The sequence below is a fragment of the Actinoplanes sp. NPDC051851 genome (assembly GCF_040681165.1).
In the GTDB taxonomy this organism is placed as follows: Bacteria; Actinomycetota; Actinomycetes; order Mycobacteriales; family Micromonosporaceae; genus Actinoplanes.
Genome location: NZ_JBFAYF010000005.1, coordinates 114994 through 133384 on the forward strand (window position 1 = coordinate 114994; position 18391 = coordinate 133384).

Consider the following 18391-nt stretch of genomic DNA (forward strand, 5'->3'; position numbering starts at 1 on the left):
CCTCCTCAGAGCCGCTCGACGACGGTGGCCACGCCCATGCCGCCGCCGATGCAGAGGGTTACCAGGCCGTACCGCCCCTGGCGGCGTTCCAGCTCGTCGACGATCGTGCCGAGCAGCATGGCGCCGGTCGCGCCGAGCGGATGACCGAGAGCGATCGCTCCGCCGTTGACGTTGACGATCTCCGGGTCCACCTTGAGGTCGTCGGTGAAGTTCAGCACCGCGGCGGCGAACGCCTCGTTCATCTCGACCAGGTCCAGGTCGTCGACGGTCAGCCCGGCCTTGGCGAGCGCCTTGCGGGCGGCCGGCACCGGGCCGGTCAGCATGATCGTGGAGTCGGCGCCGCTGAGCGCGGCGGCGACGATCCGGGCGCGCGGGGTCATCCCGGCGCGGTGCCCGGCGGCCGCCGAGCCGACCAGCACGAGGGCCGCGCCGTCGACGATGCCGGAGGAGTTGCCGGCCGTGTGCACGTGGTCGATCCGCTCCACCCAGTGGTACTTCTGCAGCGCCACCGCGTCGAAGCCGCCCCGGTCGCCGACGGCCGCGAAACAGGCGGGCAGCGCGCCGAGACCCTCCAGGGTGGAGCCGGGGCGCGGGTGCTCGTCGTGGTCGAGGACCGGCAGGCCGTTGCGGTCGTGCACCGGGACCACCGAGCGGGCGAAGTGCCCGGCCGCGATCGCCGCGGCGGCCCGCTCCTGGGAGCAGAGCGCGTACCGGTCCACGGTCTCCCGGGTGTACCCGTTCAGCGTGGCGATCAGGTCGGCGCTGATCCCCTGCGGGACGAAACCGGTGGCCAGGTTGGTCTCCGGGTCGAGCGCCCAGGCGCCCCCGTCGGAGCCCATCGCCACCCGGGACATCGATTCGACGCCACCGGCGAGCACGAGATCCTCCCAGCCGGAGCGGATCTTCTGCGCGGCGACGTTGACCGCCTCCAGGCCGGAGCCGCAGAAGCGGTTGAGCTGTACGCCGGCCACCGTGTCGGGCAGCCGGGCGGCGAGCGCCGCGGTCTTGGCGATGTCCGCGCCCTGCTCGCCGATCGGGGAGACCACGCCGAGCACCACGTCCTCGATGTCGGCCGGGTCGAGACCGGGGAACCGCCGCCGGATCTCGTCGATCAGCCCGACCACCAGGGAGACCGGTTTGATGCCGTGCAGGGCGCCGGACGGCTTCCCCCGGCCGCGCGGTGTGCGGATGGCGTCGTACACATAGGCGTCAGTCATCGCCACAGACCCCTTTCGTATGCGATTCTGGATTAACTTATTGCTGTGTTCCGGCTTCCTGTCAAGGGTGTGGAGGACTCATGGACCCGTTCCTCGCGCAGAAGTGCGCCGACACCGCCCGCGGACTGACCATTCCGGCGCTGCTGCACCGCAACGCCACCGCATACGCCGATCTCCCCGCGCTCAGCACCCTCGGCACGCCCGGCACGCTCACCTGGCGGCAGGTCCGCGACGAGATCGCCACGCTGGCCCGGGGCCTCGCCGAGATCGGCCTGCGCCACGGCGACCGGATGCTGATCATGATGGCCAGTCGCCCGGAACACTGGCTGCTCGACCTGGCCGCGGTGCATCTCGGCGCGGTCCCGTCCACCGTGTACGCCACGCTCTCCGACGACCAGCTCGCCTATCTCGCCCGGCACAGCGGGGCGGAGGTGCTGGTCCTCGAGGGGGAGGCCGAACTCGCCCGCTGGACGCCGATCCTCGCCGACCTGCCCCGGCTGCGGCGGGTGGTGGTGGTCGCCGGCCCCGGTCTCCTCGACGAGCGGATCATCCCGCTGCACCACGTCGTGGCCCTCGGCGAGGCCGCCGACCCGGCCCCGTTCGAGAAGGCGTGGCGGGAGGTACGGCCGGAACAGCCGGTCACGCTCCTCTACACCTCCGGGACCACCGGCGACCCCAAGGGCGTGGTGCTCACCCACCACAACGTGATCTACCAGGCGGTCACCCTGGAGGCGACCGTCGAGACGCCGGACCACGCGCCGTCACTGGCGTACCTACCGCTCGCGCACATCGCCGAACGGATGCTCGGGATCTACAACGCGATCTACCGGGCCGGGCACGTCACCATCTGCCCGGATCCGGCCCAGCTGGTCGCCGGCCTGGTCACGGTCCGCCCGGTGTCGTTCTTCGGGGTGCCGCGGATCTGGGAGAAGTTCGTCGCGGGTATCCAGGCGCAGCTCGCCGGGGCCACGCCGGAGGTGCGGGCGGCCGTGGACGCGGCCCGGGCGGTCGCGTTCGAGGCCTACCGGCTGCGCGGTGCCGAGAAACCGGTGCCGGAGGAGCTGGCCGCCCGGGTCGCCGCCGCCGACGCCGCGGTGCTGCGGCCGCTGCGCGCCAAGCTCGGGCTGGACGAGCTGGTGTGGCCGGGGAGCGGTGCCGCGCCGATCCCGGTCGCGGTGCTCGAATACCTGGCCGGACTCGGGATCGACGTCCTCGAGGTGTGGGGGATGACCGAGACGACCGGAACCGCCACCATCAACACCCCGGACCATTTCCGTACGGGCACGGTGGGGCGGGTCAACCCGGGGATGGAGCTGCGCCTGGGCGAGGACGGGGAGATCTTCGTGCGCGGGCCGCTGGTCTGCGCGGGCTATCTGCGCGCCGACGGCGGTGTGGAGCCCGCCACCGGTGCGGACGGCTGGCTGGCCACCGGGGACGTCGGCACGCTCGACGAGGACGGGTACCTGACGATCACCGACCGCAAGAAGGAACTGATCATCAACTCCAGCGGGAAGAACATCTCGCCGGCCCAGATCGAGAACCTGCTGCGGGCCCATCCGCTGATCGCCCAGGCGGTGGCGATCGGCGACCGGCGGCCGTACGTGACCGCCCTGATCGTCCTCGACGAGGAGACGACCCCGGCGTGGGCCCGCGCGGCCGGCGTGCCCGGCGGCACCCTGTCCGCGATCGCCGAGGACGCCCGGCTCCGGTCCGAGATCGCGGCCGCGGTGGCGGCGGCGAACCGGCGCCTCGCCCGCCCCGAGCAGGTCAAGCGCTTCCACATCGTGCCGCGCGGCTGGACACCGGAGAGCGGCGAGCTGACCCCGACGCTGAAGCTCCGCCGCCGGGTGATCCAGGACCGCTACGCGACGACGATCGACGACCTCTACGCCTCGTCCCCATCACCGGCGGGCCCTCCTGAGTGAGACATCGGATGCCTCGGACGAGGGGCGCGCGGGCTGGGGCCGCGGGGTGCACGATCAGCCGGGAGACGGCCGGAAACTCGGTGGTCGCCCACCCTCGGGGATGCCGACAATGAGCCGATGATCGAGAAGTTCAATCCGCCCACGGTTCACGAGACGGCCGGGTACCACCATGTGACGATCTCCGCCGCCGGGCGCCTCGCCCACCTGGCCGGCCAGTGCCCGCTGGACCTGGCGGGCAGCGTCGTCGGCGAGCCCGGGGACCGGTCCCCGGCCACGTTCGAGGCGCAGACCGCCCAGGTGATCACCAACTGCCTCGCGGTCCTCGCCGCCGCCGGGGCGACCCCGGCCGACGTGGTCCGCTCGGTGATCTACGTGGTCTCGCCGGACAGCGGCGTTCTCGCCGCCGTCTGGCGGCAGCTCGGTGAGTCGGCGCTCGCCCCGGCCTTCACCACGGCGAGCACCCTCCTCGGCGTCGCCGCGCTCGGTTACCGCCACCAGCTCATCGAGATCGACCTGACCGCGGCCCTCCCCGGTTAGCCACCCGTGTCTCGGAACACCGGCCGGGGCCGCGGCTAGGCCGGCTGCCCGTCCTCGAGGTAGGCGGTGGTGCCCTCCGCCCGGGCGCGGAGGGCGGCGGCGACCCGGCGGGCGAGCAGCGGGGAGAGACGCGTACCCGCCTCGGCCTCGGTGCACCAGGACCAGCCGCGCAGCTCGTCGGCGGGGAGGGCGATCCGGGCGGCCTGCTCCGGCGCGAGCACCCCGCCGTCGAAGACCATCATCAGCCCCTCGGTCCGGCCGTCCCGCGGCGGCACCCAGTCGACGACGAGCACCCGCCCGGCCCGTACCCTGAGGCCCAGCTCCTCCTCGACCTCCCGGTGGGCGGCGGCGAGCGGCGACTCGTCCGCCTCCACCGACCCGCCCGGGATCTCCCAGTCGGGCTTGTACCCCGGCTCGACCAGCAGCACCCGCCCCGCCCCGTCGGTGAACAGCACTCCCGCGCCCATCCGCTTCCTGGGCAGACTCCCCGTGTAGTCGGTCATGCCCGCGAGGATACGAAACAGACCCGTCAGAGGCCGTACGTCTTGCCGATGATGTCGCGCTGGATCTCGCTGGTGCCGCCGTAGACGGTGGCCACCAGGGTGGAGCGGACGTGGCGCTCCATGTCGTACTCGGTCGCGTAGCCGTACCCGCCCATCATCTGCATGCCGGCCAGCGCGACCTCGCGCGCCACCTCGGTGGTCTTGAGCTTGACCATCGAGCTCTCCCGGGGCAGCACCCGCGCCGGATCGCGGTCGACCAGCCCGGCGGTGCGGTAGACGAGCAGGCGGCAGCACTCGATCTCGGTGGCCAGATCGGCGATCCGGTGGCGCAGGGCCTGGAAGCTGCCGACCGGGCGGCCGAACTGGCGGCGCTCGCGGATGAAGGCCAGCGCGTCGTCGAAGGCCCGGCGGGCGGTGCCGAGCATCAGGGCGGCCAGGATCAGGCGTTCCAGGTTGAGGCCGGCCATCAGTTGCGGCCAGCCCCGGCCCTCGGCGCCGACCAGCGCGTCGGCCGGGACCGTACAGTCGGTGAAGTAGAGGTCGTTGACCTCGCGGCCGCCCATCGTCTCGATGCCGCTGATCCGCAGGCCGGGAACGTCGGTGGGGACGAGCAGCATGGTGAGGCCGTTGTGCGAGCCGGGGCTGTCGCCGGTCCGGGCGACCAGCAGGATCGCGTCGGCGAAGTGCGCGTTGGAGCACCACGTCTTCTGGCCGTTGATCACGTAGCCGTCCTCGGTGGGCACGGCGCGGCAGGCCAGCGCGGCGACGTCGGATCCGGCCTCCGGTTCGGACATGGCGATCGAGTACGTCCGCCCGCCCGCGAGCCCGTCCACCACGGTCTTCTGCTGTTCGGCCGTACCGAAGCGGCGCACCGCCCCGGCGACGATGGCCGAGGTGGCGAACCCGCCGATGGGCGCCATGCCGTACGCGGTGTGCTCCAGGAAGAGACAGGTGTCGACCATGCCGGAATCGGTCACGCCGAGCCAGCCGAGGTCGGCCATCCGGTCGTAGAGGGACTGGTTGTGCGGGGTGTCCCCGCGCTGTTCGCGGGTGCCCGCCTCGCGCTTGCAGAAGTCGGTCAGCGCCGCCGTGAAGTCGCGCTGTTCGTCGGTGAGATCGATATCCACGCCAATCCCTTCTTCGGTTCTACCAGGGGATTGACATCGAACGTAGCATATCAAATATCAAATCTAGAGCTCGCGTATCTGGAGCCTCCCGACTGATGGATGAGAGGGCACCGTGCTACTGCGCTCGCTTGACCCGGCGACCGCCGAGGTCCTCGGGGAATACGAGATAGCCGGCGACGACGCGGTGCGGGCCGCCGTCGACCGGGCCCGGGACGCCGCCGTCTGGTGGGCGGGGCTGGGGTTCCGGGGACGGCGTACCCGCCTGCTGCACTGGAAGGGCGTCCTCGCCGCGCGGGCCGAGGAGCTGGCCGGGCTGATCCACGCGGAGACCGGGAAGCCGGTCGGCGACGCGCTGCTGGAGATCATGCTGACGGTCGAGCACCTGGACTGGGCCGCCCGCAACGCGGAACGGGTGCTGCGCCGCCGCCGGGTCCGCTCCGGGCTGCTCGCCGCCGACCAGGGCGCGGCCCTGGAGTACCAGCCGCTCGGCGTGGTCGGGGCGATCGGGCCGTGGAACTATCCGGTCTACACGCCGCTCGGCGCGGTGTCGTACGCCCTCGCCGCCGGGAACGCGGTGGTCCTCAAGCCGAGCGAGCACACCCCCGGCACCGGCGTGTGGCTGGCCGACGCGTGGCACGCCGTCGTGGAGCGGCCGGTGCTGCAGGCCGTGGTCGGCGACGGCACCACCGGGGCGGCGCTCTGCCGGTCCGGGGTGGACAAGATCGCGTTCACCGGCTCGGCCGCCACGGCCCGGCGGGTGCTGGCCGCGTGCGCGGAGTCGCTGACCCCGGTGGTCTTCGAGGGCGGCGGCAAGGACGCGATGATCGTGGCGGCCGACGCGGACCTGGACGCGGCGGCGCGCGCGGCGGCGTTCGGCGGGTTCGGCAACGCGGGGCAGACCTGCGCGGGGGTCGAGCGTGTTTATGTTGAAAAATCGGTTTATAAGCCGTTTCTCGACAGGCTGGTCGCCCTCGCCGAAGCGGTCGAACCCGGTGCCTACGGCCCGATGACGATCCCCTCCCAGGTCGACGTCGTCCGGAAACACGTCGACGACGCTCTCGCGCACGGCGGCCAGGCGGTGGTCGGTGGCCCGGAGGCGATCCGGGCGCCCACCATCGCGCCGATCATCCTGACCGGCGTGCCGGAGGAGAGCCTCGCGGTCACCGAGGAGACGTTCGGGCCGACGATCGTGGTCGCGCCCGTGGACGACCTCGACGACGCCGTACGCCGCAGCAACGCCTCACGCTACGGCCTGGCCGCCTCGATCTTCTCGCGTGATCGCCGCCAGGCGCTCCGGATCGCCGCACGCCTGCGCACCGGCGCCGCCTCGATCAACGCGGTGCTCGGCTTCGCCGCGGTACCCGCGCTGCCGTTCGGCGGCGTCGGCGACTCCGGCTTCGGGCGGATGCACGGCGCCGACGGGCTGCGCGAGTTCAGCCGGGCGAAATCGGTCACCTGGCGACGGTTCGCGGCCCCGATGGACGTCATGAGCCTGGAGCGCGACCCCGCCGTACTCGAACGCGCCCTCAGGCTCTTCCGGTGGCGGCATGCGACGACCAGATCCCCAGGTCGTCGAGGTGCTTGACGAGCAGGTCCGCGCCGTCGGTGAAGTGCGAGGTCATCACCGACCGCGCGGCCGCCGCGTCCTGCCCGGCGAACGCGGCGAGCAGCGCCTCGTGATCCCGCTTGACGCTCTCCCGCCAGCCCGGGTCGGCCGCGTAGAACCGGGCCGGCGTGTACCGGGTGGCGGTGTGCAGGAACCAGCTCAGCTTGCGGGCCTGGGCGTCGCGGTTGATCAGCCGGTGGAACGCGTACTCCAGGCGCTCTATCTCGGTGGTGTCCCGGGAGCGGATCGCGCGCAGCAGAGCCCTGTTCGCCACGGTCAGCTCGGCCCGCTGCGCGCCGGTGATCGTGACGGCCACCCGCGCGGCCAGCTCACCGGCGATGTCGCCCTGCAGCTGGAACAGGTCGACGACGTCCTGTTTCGAGAGCGGGGCCACGACGTACCCTTTGCGGGGTTCGAGCTCGACCATGTCCTCGCCGCGCAGGGTCAGCAGCGCCTCACGGACCGGGGTGATGCTGACGCCGAGCTGCTCGGCGACCTCCTCCAGCCGGATCCGGGCGCCGGGACGGAGCTCACCGGACATGATCCGGCCGCGCAACACGGCGGCCACCTCTTCGGACAGTTGCGGCCGCATGCGCCGACGATATCAAATATCACAGGGGTGACCGACATGCGCTTCGACCTGCTGCACCGCATCGCCGATCTCGATCCGGTCCGCGACCACCTGGAGATCTACCGGCTCTCCGCCGGGCACGAGTTCCCCTGGGACTACACCAGGGCGCTGGAGTTCGCGCTGTTCCGGACGTACTGCGTGCCCTCCATCTCGCGGCTGCTCGCCGAGACCGGGGAGTTCGAGAAGCGGCCGCAGAAGCGCTACGACGACACCGCGCTGCTGATGGCCGAGATCGCCGCGCACGGGTACGACTCGCCGCGCGGCCGGGAGGCGCTCAAGGTGGTCAACCGGGCGCACGGGCGGTACCCGATCAGCAACGACGACATGCTCTACGTCCTCTCCACCTTCGTCTACGACCCGATCGCCTGGCTGGAGCGGTACGGCTGGCGCCCGCTGCACGAGAACGAGCGGCAGGCCGCGTACCACTACTACCGCGAGGTCGGCCGCCGGATGGGCATCAAGGACATCCCGCCCACGTACGACGAGTTCGCCGCGTTCAAGCAGGACTACGAGAAGAACAACTTCGGGTACTCCGACACCAACCGGCGGATCGGGGAGTACACGGTCGGCCTCTTCGCCGCCTGGTTCCCGGCGTTCCTGCGCCCACTGGTCCGCCTCGGCGTACGCGGCATGCTCGACGAGCCGATGCTGCGCGCGTTCGGGTTCACGCCGGCGCCGCGCTGGGTGACCGCGGTGGGCGAAACCGGTCTGCGTGCCCGCTCCCGGGTGGTCCGGCTGCTGCCGCCGCGGAAGACGTCGACGCTCGCCGTGCAGCCGGGCAACCGCACCTACCCGGGCTACCCGGACGGCTATCACCCCTCCGACCTGGGTGTCTGATGCCCCGCCGGTCCTTCGCCGCCGGGCTGACCCTGCTGCCCGGCGGCGCCGCCTGATCCTGCTCCGCCGTCCGATCCGCCCGCGCCGGGCTCAGGCGGCGCCGCAGGCCGTGGGGGTGCCGCCCGCCGCGATCGCCGTCAGGGCGGTCAGGGCGTCGTCGACGGTGGCGACCCTGGCCATCGGGAGGCCGGACACCGCGTTGCGCAGCGCCTCGTCGCAGTTCTCCGCGGGGACCAGGAAGTACACCGCACCGGCCCGCTTCGCGCCGGCCAGCTTCTGCGGGATGCCGCCGATGGCGCCCACCGTGCCGTCCTCGTCGACCGTCCCGGTACCCGCGATGATCTTCCCGCCGGTCAGGTCCGCCGGGGTCAGCTTGTCGATGATCCCGAGCGTGAGCATCAGGCCGGCGCTCGGCCCGCCGATGTCGTCCACGTCGGCCGTGACCTTCACCCCGGCCGGGTTCCCCAGCTTCTTCAGCGCGACGGTGACCGCGGTCGACTCCGACTCCTGGAACGACGCGGTGTTCTCCTGCTGCACCTGCTGGTCGCTCTTCCCGGCGGGGTAGACGACCTCGCGCGGCACCAGAGCCTCCTCGCGATCGAACCAGACCCCGAGTGCCCGCCACAGGTCGAGGCCACCCTCGACCTCGACGGTGGTCAGCCGCAGCTGCCCCTGCGACGCCGAGGCCTCCGCCCCGCTCACCGTGATCACCGCGTGCCCGCCGTTGGCCCCCAGCGTGTCCACCGTCGGCCCCGGTTCGAGCAGCACGTACGGCATCGGCAGGAACGCCGTACCCACCGCGAGCACCGCGGTGACCAGGGATCCGGCAAGAACAAGCAGGCCACGACTCTTCACCCGGGCGAGACTACCCACCCCCTCCGCGGCCCCGGCGCCGGATCGCCGAACGGCGCGCCGAACGGCGCTCGCGGCCCCGCCGTTGCGGAGTGTCCGGCCTGATCAGACCGAGTCAGCCCCGGGCGGGTGGGACCGGGGTGCCACTCAGGTAGGCCGTCGTGCGCAGGGCGATGCCGGCGCCAGCCAGGAGCCGCCGCCTGCGGTCCTGGCTGGCGCTGGTGGGTGTCTGGGGCCCGTTGACCCACCCACCAGCACCAGCCGGGAGTTGCCGCCTGCGGTCCTGGCTGGTGCTGGTGGGTGGGTGGGGTCCTAAGCTGTCGGCCGTGTCTGAGGGTGTGGTGCGGGCCGGGGTGCGGCTGAACGAGCGGTACCGGCTGGAGGCGCGGCTCGGGGCCGGTGGGATGGGCGAGGTCTGGCGGGCCGTCGACGAACTGCTGCAGCGGACCGTCGCGGTGAAGACGATGCTGGACTCGGTGGCCGGGGACCCGGACTTCCTGCGGCGGTTCGCGGCGGAGGCGACCGCGATGGCCCGGGTCAACCATCCGGCGGTGGCCTCCATTCACGACTTCGGGACGTTCCGGGGGACCACGTTCCTGGTGATGGAGTTCGTCGACGGGGAGTCGCTCGCCGACCGGTTGAAGCGGGACGGGCGGATCGCGCCGGACGAGACGATGCGGCTGATCGCGCAGACCGCGGACGGGCTGCAGGCCGTGCACGACCAGGGGCTCGTTCACCGGGACGTCAAACCGGCGAACCTGCTGCTCCGTCGGGACGGCTCGGTGGTGATCACCGACTTCGGGATCGCGAAGAGCGCCGACGCCAGCCGGATCACCGCGTCGGGGGCGGTCCTCGGTACGCCCAGCTACCTGTCGCCGGAGCAGGTCCTCGGGCATCCGGCGGACGGGCGGAGCGATGTCTACGCGCTCGGGCTGGTCGCATACGAGTGCCTCGCCGGGGAGAGGCCGTTCGCCGGGGACAACCCGTACGCGGTGGCGTTCCAGCGGGTGCAGGAGGCGCCGCGGACGATCGCGGTGCCGCTCTCCGGGACGGTGCGCGCGGTGGTGGAGCGGGCGCTGACGGTGTCGCCGGAGGAGCGCTGGGCGACGGCGGCGGAGTTCGCGGCGGCGGCCCGGGCGTCGGCCGGGCCGACGGGGCCGGCCGGTGCCGCGGTCCCGGTGGCGCCGCCGATGCCGTTGACGCCCGGCACCGACGGGAGGAAGCCCGGCGCTGACGGGAGGAAGAGGACGCGGCTGGCGTTGCTCGCCGGGGCGGTCGCTCTCGTGGTCGCGGCGGGGATCGGTGGCTGGACGGTCCGGCAGTTCGGTGCGGGCGATGACGCGGGCGGTACGGGGGACGGCGCCGCGGCCGGTGCTCCCGGTGCCACCGTGTCGCCGAGCGCGGTGGAAGCGCTGCCGGACGGCTTCGTGGCCTGCGGGGACGTGCTCTGCCCGGCGGAACCGCTCTGCTTCTACGGGATGACCTCGATCTCCGGGGTCGCCATGCCGCCGCGGTCGATCACGTGCGACGGCGAGCACGTCTGGGAGACGTTCCTGGCGGTCGAACTGCCCGGGGAGCCGCCGGTGATCAGTTCGGACCATCCGCTGATGGAGACCCCGGACATCGGGGCCACCTGTTCGGCGGAGGCGATGGCCGGGCGCAGCGTCGACCCGGCGACGACGAAGGGTTGGCGGCGGGACGCGTGGCCGATCCAGGTCGGCTCGGTCTGGCTGCTGCACTGCATCGCCACCCCGGAGAGCGGGAGCGCCGAGGGCGGCGCCTTCCGCACGTGACGGCGTACCCGGGAAGGCTCTTGATCGTGAAAAGGTGCGGCGCCCGAGCGGACGGACCGCCGGGCGCCGCGAGGGGGAACGACTAGATCTTGCCGGTGCCGGCGCCGGCGGTGACCGTGGCCTTGACCGTGCTGTTCGCCTCGGGGGTGTACGAGTAGGGGATCGCGGCGACGCTGGCGCCGTTGAGGACCGCCTCGGTACCCGAGTTGACCTTGTAGTTGTTCAGCACCTTCAGGTTGCCGGAGTCCGAGTCGCCGGTCTGGGTGACCGTCGGGTTGTCCACGTTCTCGAAGTAGTTGCGCTCGACGTAGACGCCCGCGTTCTCGGTGGAGGCGACACCGTACGAGCCGATGTCGTTGTAGTAGTTGTTCAGCACGTGCACCGGGTTGGCGAACCGGACCCGCGGGTGCCGCTGGTTGGTGCCGTCGAACCAGTTGTGCACGTACGTCACCCGCAGGTGACCGAGGTCCTCGGCCGAGTTGTCGTCGCTGTGGCCGAGCAGCATGGACTTGTCGTGGTCGTGCAGGTGGTTCCAGGAGACCGTGATGTAGTCCGAGCCGCGCTTGATGTCGATCAGCCCGTCGTAGCCGTTCGACAGGTCGTTGTGGTCGATCCAGATGTTGGTGGCACTGGACTGCACGTTGATCGAGTCGTCGCCGGCGTTGGTGAAGACCAGGTTCCGGATGATCACGTTCTTCACGCCGGAGAGGTTGAGGCCGCCGCCGGTGATCCCGGAGCTCGACCCGACTCCGATGATCGTCTTGTTGGAGGCGACGCTCAGCATGCCGGAGACCGAGATGACACCGGAGACCCGGACGGTCTGCGAGGTGCTGGAGCTGATCGCCGAGGTGAGCGCGGACGCCGTGGTCACGGTGACCACGGTGCTGGACGAGCCGCCGGTGGTGCCGCCGTTCATGCTGGCGAACCCGACCGGGCTGGTCTCGAAGGCGGCGAGCGCCTGGTGCTGGGTGGCCAGCTGGGTGGCGACGAGCGCGCCGCTGACGACGAGTGCGCCGGCCGAGAACGCTGCGAGGACTGTGCGACGGCGGTGGGAACGGGCCGCTGTAGCCATGAGGGATTCCTCCATGCGGATGGTGGAACGGGGACGGATGCCGGGCTTCGTCCGTACGCTCGGTGAAGGGCGTGCGGGAGCCCGTGGTGCGCTGGGGAGTGCCCTGTTCAGATGTGTGAACACCCGGGCCGGGGATGGAAGTCCGGGGGCTCAACCTGCGGGTAAGCGCTTTCCTTGGCCGAAACCTAGGCTCGCGATGGACGGCTGTCAATCTCCTGAACAGATTCCCTCGATGGGTGTACCCGACCGTTTCGTGGCTGAGCTGGGCTTATGCCGTCTTGAGCCCGAGTTGCAGGTTGTTTGCAGCGTGCGCCATCTGATGTCGGGGTGGACGTCATCTGATGCTCACCCGTTCGGCACTGGATGAAATGCCCCTTTTCTCCGTTTCCTAGGTGCGCCCGTTGTCGGCGCTCGACAAAGACCTGAGCGATGGAGAAGTCGTGGACATAGGAGATCCGCTGGCCCGCGCGGTGTGCGCGCTCCTGATCAGCCTGCTCGCCACCGGGGTTCGCAGCCTGCCGATCCGGCGCCGGGGCGCGCGCGAGATACGGCTCGCCCGGCGGGCCGCCGTGTATGAGGCCCGCCTCGCCCGGCGGGCCGCCGTGCACGAGGCCCGGCTCGCCCGGCGGGCCGCGGCGTACCGTGCCCGGCTCGTCCGCCGGCAGGGAAGGGGACCGGAGCGTGCGCCGTGGTGACGCTCGCGGCGGCCGGTCGGCGGGATCCGGTCCGGGAGAGCTTCGAGGAGTTCTACCCGCAGTGCCGGCTGCGGCTCGCCGGTCGCGCGCGGATGCACGGCCTCAGCCAGGAGGACGCGCTCGACGCCGCCCAGGAGGCGATGCTCAAGGTCTTCCGGAACTGGAACAGCCTGCACGGGAGCTCGGCGGGTGAGCGGACCAACTATGCGACGCGGGCCCTGCTGAGCGTGATGATCGACGGTTGGCGCCGGCGGGGGCGGGAGGCCGGCGCGATCGGATTGATGTGCGCGTCGATGGCCCCCGGTGAGGTGGAGTCCCCGTCGTCGTCGGACGCCCTCGACCGGATCAGGGGCCTGCCGGCGGAGCAGCGCGCGATCGTGCTGCTCACCCACTGGGGGTGGAAGCCCCGGGAGATAGCCGAGGACCTGGCGCTGGACCCGGACCACGTACGGCGGCAGCTGCACCGTGCCCGGACCCGGCTGCGGGCCGGACTGAGCGGAACAGAAGGAGAACTGTGATGGGGCTGACGTCGGCGGAACGTGCCCTCCTGGCGCGGGCGGAGGAGCAGGCCGTGGCGGAGATGACGTTCGACGCGCGGGCGGGGCTCGCGGACCTGTACGAACGTGCCGCCCGGCCGGTGGTCCCGCCGGTCCGGGCCTCCGCTCCGGTTCCGCCGGTCCGGGTCTCCGCTCCGGTTCCGGCGGGCGCGGCGGGCCTCGGGCCGGCCTTCGGGGCGATTCTCGGACGGGCCTTCGCCCCGGCGCGCGGCGTGCCGGCCAGGGGAAGCAGCGCGCGAGCCGCCGCGGGGCGGTGGTGGCGGCAGGCCGTGGCCGGGTTCCAGGTGAAGCACGGCGCGTTCGCGTTCGCCGCGGTCGTGGCGGCCGCGATGATCGGGGAGATCGTGGGGGTACCGCTGTCCGGGGAGTCCGGTCCGGTGACACCGATGGAACCGCCCCGGGCGATGGCACCCGGTGTGCACCTCAGCACGGGGATCCCGCCGGGCGGGCCCGGAAGCGGGGGGCACCTGAGCGCCTCGGCACCCGCGACCGGCGCCGTCGCCGCGACCCGGGAGCCCTCCGGCGAGCCGTCGGCGGCGGTCACGCGTATGCGGGGGCACGCGGCCACGGGCATCCCGCAGGGAGTCTCTCCGTGGCCGCCGGTTCCTACACCGACCTACATCACGGGTTCGAGTGAAGTTCCGGGCATCCGTCTCAGCACCGCGGCGACCGGGGCGACCGGGGTGCCTCGCGCCACCGGCGTGACCGGCATGACCGGCGCGACCGGCATGACCGGCGAGAGCGGGCAGCCGAGTGTGAGTCCGAGTGCCGGTCCGAGTCCGAGCCTGAGTGCCGGTACTGGCGGCGGCCCGGGCTCGGGTACGGGTCTCGGCCCGGGTGGCACCGGCCCGGTCGGCGGTCAACCGCCCGGGCCGGTGTCGCCGATGCCCTCGGCGTACCAGGTGCTCTACGCGCCGACCTCGGTGGACCTGGCGATGGGCGACGCGGTGGCCCGGGGTGTCGACATCGAGCGGCCGCACGTGACCACGGTGACGGGCGACGGCGATCTGCGGATCTCGGAGGAGCCGGGCACCGGTGAGCTGACGCTGGACCGGGATCCCGATCTTCAGGCGGCCGTGGTCGACCCGGCTGTGGCGACACCGGACGACTGCATGGCGGCCGTGCGGAGTTCGCCCGCCGGGAGCAAGGCGATGCCGATCCGGGAGGGAAGAGCCTATTGCCTGGTACGACCGGACGGGCCGGGTAAGCGGAACACCCTGGTGAGGTTCACGGTCCGGCGGTCCGGCGACGGTGTCGTCCTGCGCCTGGCCGGTTGGCGCGGGGCGGAGTGACGGCGCCGCCGACCGGCCGGAGCGCCACGGCATGAGAACCGGGCGGGCCGCGGGCATCGCCGCCCCGGTCCGCCCGGTGTGGGCTGGACGTGACAAAGGGGACCTCAAGCTCGGCGCGAGAGGGCCGATCGTGGTGAGCGGGGAGGACGAGACGTGCTGCAGCGGTACGACGAGCGCAATGCCGGGATTCGGTACTGAGTGAACGGGCGGCTGCTGCACCGGGACGAACCGGGGATCTCGCCGTTCGACTCGGTGGTGCAGGGCGGGGACGGGGTCTGGGAGGGGCTGCGGCTCTACCAGCCCCGACACACCCGTGAGCGCCAGCCAGGAGTCGGTGGCCGCGGTTCTGGCTGGTGCTGGTGGGTGTGTGGGTGGGGCCGATACACCCGTGAGCGCCAGCCGGGGCGATGGGTGGAATCGGTCAGCGGAGACGGTGGGCGCCCAGACTCCGTCGTTCGGGTGCGGGCCCGCCCGCCAGCTCGGCATCGCCGGGTCGAAGGGGATGCCGAGGGCGTCGCAGAGCCGGATCAGCGTCGCGGCGGGGGAGCGGCACGTCGGCGACGTCCGGCCAGCGGTTCGGCTGGGTGGCCGGCACCGCGGCGCGGCCCGGGTGGTCTGTCCCGGTCGCGGCGAGGTACTGCGCGTAGAGCGGCTCGTCCACCACCACGGTGCCGGCCCGTGAACCGGAGCTGCACATCATGGCGGTCGAGATGTTCCGGGGTCCCGACGACATGGCCACCCTGATCGTCATGGGCCCATGTTCACCTGTGTGACATCCCGGCCGGACGCTGCTCCTTTTCGCGCAGGACGCGGTGTTCTCCCTGGTCAGGGCCATTGCGCGGCGACGGTCGCGCGGTTCGGCGGTCACAGATTCCCAAACGGCCGCCATTACCGTACGCAGTCGCAAGGTAGCGCAATGCATTGCCGGGTATGCGTGAGAGGACTTCGCATCGTGGAGCGACGGCGCCCGGGTCCGCGTGGGATGACGATCCGAATCGGAAATGTCGGCTTCGGAGAATTCCCGAGGTCAATTCGGGCCACGGTCCGATGATTTCCCGAATGGGACAAGGTGGCCACATCCGTCATCGGGGCATCGATCAGACCACGTACTCATCCTGACGGATGGCCCGCGCATGGTCCGAACCGGTGAACCATGATCCACCGGTCATGGAATGTGTGCTTGATTCGAATTTAGACAAATAGAGATCCCTTTAAGCTGCCCGTCGTGCGTGGAACCCAGCTCGCCGGCGACACCGGCCCCCGGCCCCGGCCGGCGCCACCGGTGACCCCGGGCCGATCGGGCTCCGGCCGCCCGGTGCTCGTGACCGGCCGGGCGCCGACGGGTCCGCGCGGCCGTGAGGTGGTGGGTCCGCCCGGCCCTGGGGTGGCGGGTCCGCGCGGCCGTGAGGTGGTGGGTCCGCCCGGCCCTGGGGTGACGGGTCCGCCCGGCGGGGACGTGGTGGGTCCGCCCGGCCGTGAGCCGACGCGGGGGAGATGTGTCCCTGTCGGATCGGCGGTGCGGGAGGAGGGCGCTCGCGGCGGAACGGCGGTGCGGCAGGTGCGGCGGGCGGGGCAAGAGCGGGCGCCGGGCGCGAGGGCGGTCCGGGAAGGCGGGGGTGAGGAATCGCTTCCGCCGGGTATCCGACCGGTCACTCTCCGGGACTGGTTGTACCGCCGGGTGGGGGCGCTTCCGGCGGGGGGTCGGCGGGTCGCTCCCCGTGATCGACTACGGCGCGTAGCCGATCCGCCCACTCATCGGTGATCTTCGGAGAACAGCGAGACTGCCGTCCGGAGCGTGATGTTGACTTTCCGCAACGATCGCGAAAGGATGCGTCGGGTAGGCGACAGTCGATCGTCCTCGGTAGACGATTGACCCACCCCCGCAATTCGTAGTATGAGGCGATGGAATCGAACGGGTCCGATCTGGACAACTTGCATCATTCCAGGTTCGCACTCCTCCGAAACGGTATTCGCGTTGGATGAAAAGCTGTAGCGCGGTGCGGGTGTTGTTTAGCAACCTGTCTGATGTGTCCGGTGGGTCTCCGTCGTGTGCCCCGCCGGTTGCGGCACGGTGTTGCTGCGGGTGGTTGCTACGGGCGTCGCTGCGGGTTCCGACTCGCGGCGGCAAGGGCGTGATGGGCAACATGGTCATCATGTCCGGTTTAGTCGGTTAAATCGTAAATGGATTGACCACAGCCAATGGGGGCAGAGGCGTGAGGACAATCGAATCACTGGCGACAGTCGACCTCAGCGAGGTCGCTGCGCAGCTCAGGCCGCGTACGCGCGCCAGCGAGCGGCGGGCGGGCTGGCAGAGCCGGTACGCCAGGACCCTCTATCTCATCGACTTCGTGGTCGGGCTCTCCGCGGCCGCCTGGGCGTTGCTGCTCCGTTTCGGGGCCTCCCCTGGCGAACCGTACATGCCGGATTACCTTCTGTGGACATTGGCTATTCCGGTGGCCTGGATCGTTTGTCTGGCGATCAATCGGGCCTATGAGCCGCGTCACCTCTTCGTCGGCACCGATGAGTATGCACGTGTATTCCGGGCCGGTTTGGCGCTGACCGCCGGACTCGCCATTGTTTCCTTTGCGTTCGACCTGCGTTTGGCGCGGGGATACGTCAGCATCGCGCTTCCGATGGCCATTGCCGTGGACCTCGTGGCGCGTTATCTGTCCCGCCAATGGCTGCACCGTTCGTGGGCCCGTGGTGACCGTCTGCATCGGGTGCTGCTCGTCGGTCACGAGCGCGCGGTCTCCGACATGACCCGCCGGTTGCGTAACGAGCGGTATCACGGACTCGGTGTGATCGGCGCCTGCCTGCCGGCCGGACCGAGCCGGCACGCGTTCGCCGCCGGCATGCCCCCGGTCTACGGCACCTTCGACGCGATCGCCTCCGCCGTCAGCCGATCAGATGCGGACACCGTCGTCGTTCTCGCCTGCCCGGAGATCGACGGCCCCGCCCTGCGCCGGCTCGCCTGGCAGCTGGAGCGGGACGAGATCGACCTGATCGTGGCGAGCACCCTGGTCGACGTGGCCGGCGACCGCACCACCATCCGCCCGGTGGACGGCCTGCCGATGCTTCACGTCGAACACCCGAAGCTGAAGGGCAGCGCCCGGGTCTTCAAGACCGGCTTCGACCGGATCGGCGCCTCGCTGCTCCTGCTGCTGCTCTCGCCGCTGCTGCTGACCGTCACCGCGCTGGTGAAGTGGCTGCCCGGCGGCCGTGGACCGGCGATCTTCCGGCAGGAGCGGGTCGGCAAGGACGGCCAGACCTTCGTGCTCTACAAGTTCCGCACCATGGTGGTGGACGCCGAGGCCCGCCTCGCCGAGCTGGAGAAGCACAACGAGTCCGCGACCGGGCTCTTCAAGATGAAGGCCGACCCGCGGATCACCCCGATCGGGCGTCACCTGCGCCGCTTCTCCATCGACGAGCTGCCCCAGCTGCTGAACGTGGTGAAGGGCGACATGTCGCTGGTCGGCCCGCGCCCGCCGCTGGCCAAGGAGGTGGCGGGCTACCCCTCCGACATGCTCCGCCGCCTGGTGGTCAAGCCCGGCCTGACCGGTCTCTGGCAGGTCTCCGGCCGCTCCGACCTCTCCTGGGAGGAGTCGATCCGCCTCGACCTGACCTATGTGGAGAACTGGTCGCTCGCCATGGACCTGGCCATCCTCGCCCGTACGGTGATGGCCGTCGTGCGGAGCTCGGGAGCTTACTGACGTACCGGAAGAAGGTAGTGAAAAAGCCCGACCGGAA

At 71.5% G+C, this 18391-nt stretch carries 15 protein-coding genes and 2 pseudogenes; 9 read left to right on the plus strand and 8 right to left on the minus strand.

Annotation, left to right across the window (positions count from 1 at the left end; genetic code table 11):
• Positions 1–5: 5 nt before the first annotated feature.
• Complete coding sequence (locus AB0M08_RS07280) at positions 6–1217, minus strand: acetyl-CoA C-acetyltransferase (protein WP_364489904.1); 1212 nt, start codon at positions 1215–1217, stop codon at positions 6–8.
• 80 nt (positions 1218–1297) lie between these two features.
• Between AB0M08_RS07280 and AB0M08_RS07285 the strand changes: the two genes are divergently transcribed.
• Both AB0M08_RS07285 and AB0M08_RS07290 read left to right on the plus strand, forming a co-directional pair.
• Entirely contained in the window at positions 1298–3142 is a 1845-nt protein-coding gene (locus tag AB0M08_RS07285) for an AMP-dependent synthetase/ligase (RefSeq protein WP_364489907.1), read from the plus strand.
• A 117-nt stretch (positions 3143–3259) separates the two neighbouring features.
• Positions 3260–3679, plus strand: a complete 420-nt coding sequence (locus AB0M08_RS07290) for a RidA family protein (protein ID WP_364489910.1) — start codon at positions 3260–3262, stop codon at positions 3677–3679.
• Positions 3680–3714: 35 nt separating this feature from the next.
• Here AB0M08_RS07290 and AB0M08_RS07295 read toward each other — a convergent pair whose 3' ends face one another.
• Positions 3715–4182, minus strand: a complete 468-nt coding sequence (locus AB0M08_RS07295) for an NUDIX hydrolase (protein WP_364489913.1) — start codon at positions 4180–4182, stop codon at positions 3715–3717.
• 26 nt (positions 4183–4208) lie between these two features.
• Positions 4209–5309 (minus strand): acyl-CoA dehydrogenase family protein, encoded by a 1101-nt coding sequence (locus tag AB0M08_RS07300; protein WP_364489916.1) that lies wholly within the window; start codon positions 5307–5309, stop codon positions 4209–4211.
• 112 nt (positions 5310–5421) lie between these two features.
• Here AB0M08_RS07300 and AB0M08_RS07305 point away from each other — a divergent pair, with 112 nt between their 5' ends.
• On the plus strand, positions 5422–6894 hold the full coding sequence (locus AB0M08_RS07305) for an aldehyde dehydrogenase family protein (protein WP_364489918.1): 1473 nt from the start codon (positions 5422–5424) through the stop codon (positions 6892–6894).
• Here the strand turns inward: AB0M08_RS07305 and AB0M08_RS07310 are convergent.
• Positions 6836–7507, minus strand: coding sequence for a GntR family transcriptional regulator (locus AB0M08_RS07310; protein ID WP_364489921.1), 672 nt, complete (start codon positions 7505–7507; stop codon positions 6836–6838). The genes AB0M08_RS07305 and AB0M08_RS07310 overlap by 59 nt on opposite strands.
• 36 nt (positions 7508–7543) lie before the next feature.
• On the opposite strand from AB0M08_RS07310, the gene AB0M08_RS07315 reads away from it, so the two are divergent.
• Positions 7544–8383, plus strand: a complete 840-nt coding sequence (locus AB0M08_RS07315) for an oxygenase MpaB family protein (protein WP_364490322.1) — start codon at positions 7544–7546, stop codon at positions 8381–8383.
• 90 nt (positions 8384–8473) lie between these two features.
• Here the strand turns inward: AB0M08_RS07315 and AB0M08_RS07320 are convergent, their stop codons facing one another.
• Complete coding sequence (locus AB0M08_RS07320; protein WP_364489924.1) at positions 8474–9238, minus strand: S16 family serine protease; 765 nt, start codon at positions 9236–9238, stop codon at positions 8474–8476.
• A gap of 323 nt (positions 9239–9561) precedes the next feature.
• Between AB0M08_RS07320 and AB0M08_RS07325 the strand changes: the two genes are divergently transcribed.
• The gene (locus AB0M08_RS07325; RefSeq protein WP_364489927.1) at positions 9562–11028 is read left to right on the plus strand and encodes a serine/threonine-protein kinase; all 1467 of its coding nucleotides are present in this window, start codon (positions 9562–9564) and stop codon (positions 11026–11028) included.
• A gap of 82 nt (positions 11029–11110) precedes the next feature.
• Here the strand turns inward: AB0M08_RS07325 and AB0M08_RS07330 are convergent, their stop codons facing one another.
• Complete coding sequence (locus AB0M08_RS07330) at positions 11111–12100, minus strand: right-handed parallel beta-helix repeat-containing protein (RefSeq protein WP_364489929.1); 990 nt, start codon at positions 12098–12100, stop codon at positions 11111–11113.
• Positions 12101–12540: 440 nt separating this feature from the next.
• Here AB0M08_RS07330 and AB0M08_RS07335 point away from each other — a divergent pair, with 440 nt between their 5' ends.
• Genes AB0M08_RS07335 through AB0M08_RS07345 form a run of 3 tightly spaced genes read left to right on the plus strand, consistent with a single transcriptional unit; the run spans position 12541 to position 14644 of the window.
• Positions 12541–12795, plus strand: a complete 255-nt coding sequence (locus AB0M08_RS07335) for a hypothetical protein (protein WP_364489932.1) — start codon at positions 12541–12543, stop codon at positions 12793–12795.
• Positions 12792–13313, plus strand: coding sequence for a sigma-70 family RNA polymerase sigma factor (locus AB0M08_RS07340; RefSeq protein ID WP_364489935.1), 522 nt, complete (start codon positions 12792–12794; stop codon positions 13311–13313). Before AB0M08_RS07335 ends, AB0M08_RS07340 begins: the two co-directional genes overlap by 4 nt.
• A complete protein-coding gene (locus AB0M08_RS07345) occupies positions 13313–14644 on the plus strand; it encodes a hypothetical protein (protein WP_364489938.1) in 1332 nt (443 codons plus the stop codon). The genes AB0M08_RS07340 and AB0M08_RS07345 overlap by 1 nt, the downstream gene beginning before the upstream one ends.
• A 486-nt stretch (positions 14645–15130) precedes the next feature.
• Here AB0M08_RS07345 and AB0M08_RS07350 read toward each other — a convergent pair.
• Together AB0M08_RS07350 and AB0M08_RS07355 are read right to left on the minus strand one after the other, a co-directional pair.
• Positions 15131–15175: pseudogene (locus AB0M08_RS07350) on the minus strand (hypothetical protein); the annotation flags it as partial.
• Positions 15176–15260: 85 nt separating this feature from the next.
• Positions 15261–15566 (minus strand): annotated as a pseudogene (locus AB0M08_RS07355) (hypothetical protein); the annotation flags it as partial.
• A 1291-nt stretch (positions 15567–16857) separates the two neighbouring features.
• On the opposite strand from AB0M08_RS07355, the gene AB0M08_RS07360 reads away from it, so the two are divergent.
• Positions 16858–18354: a sugar transferase gene (locus AB0M08_RS07360; protein WP_364489941.1), complete on the plus strand. Its 1497-nt coding sequence runs from the start codon at positions 16858–16860 to the stop codon at positions 18352–18354.
• Positions 18355–18391 lie beyond the last annotated feature (37 nt).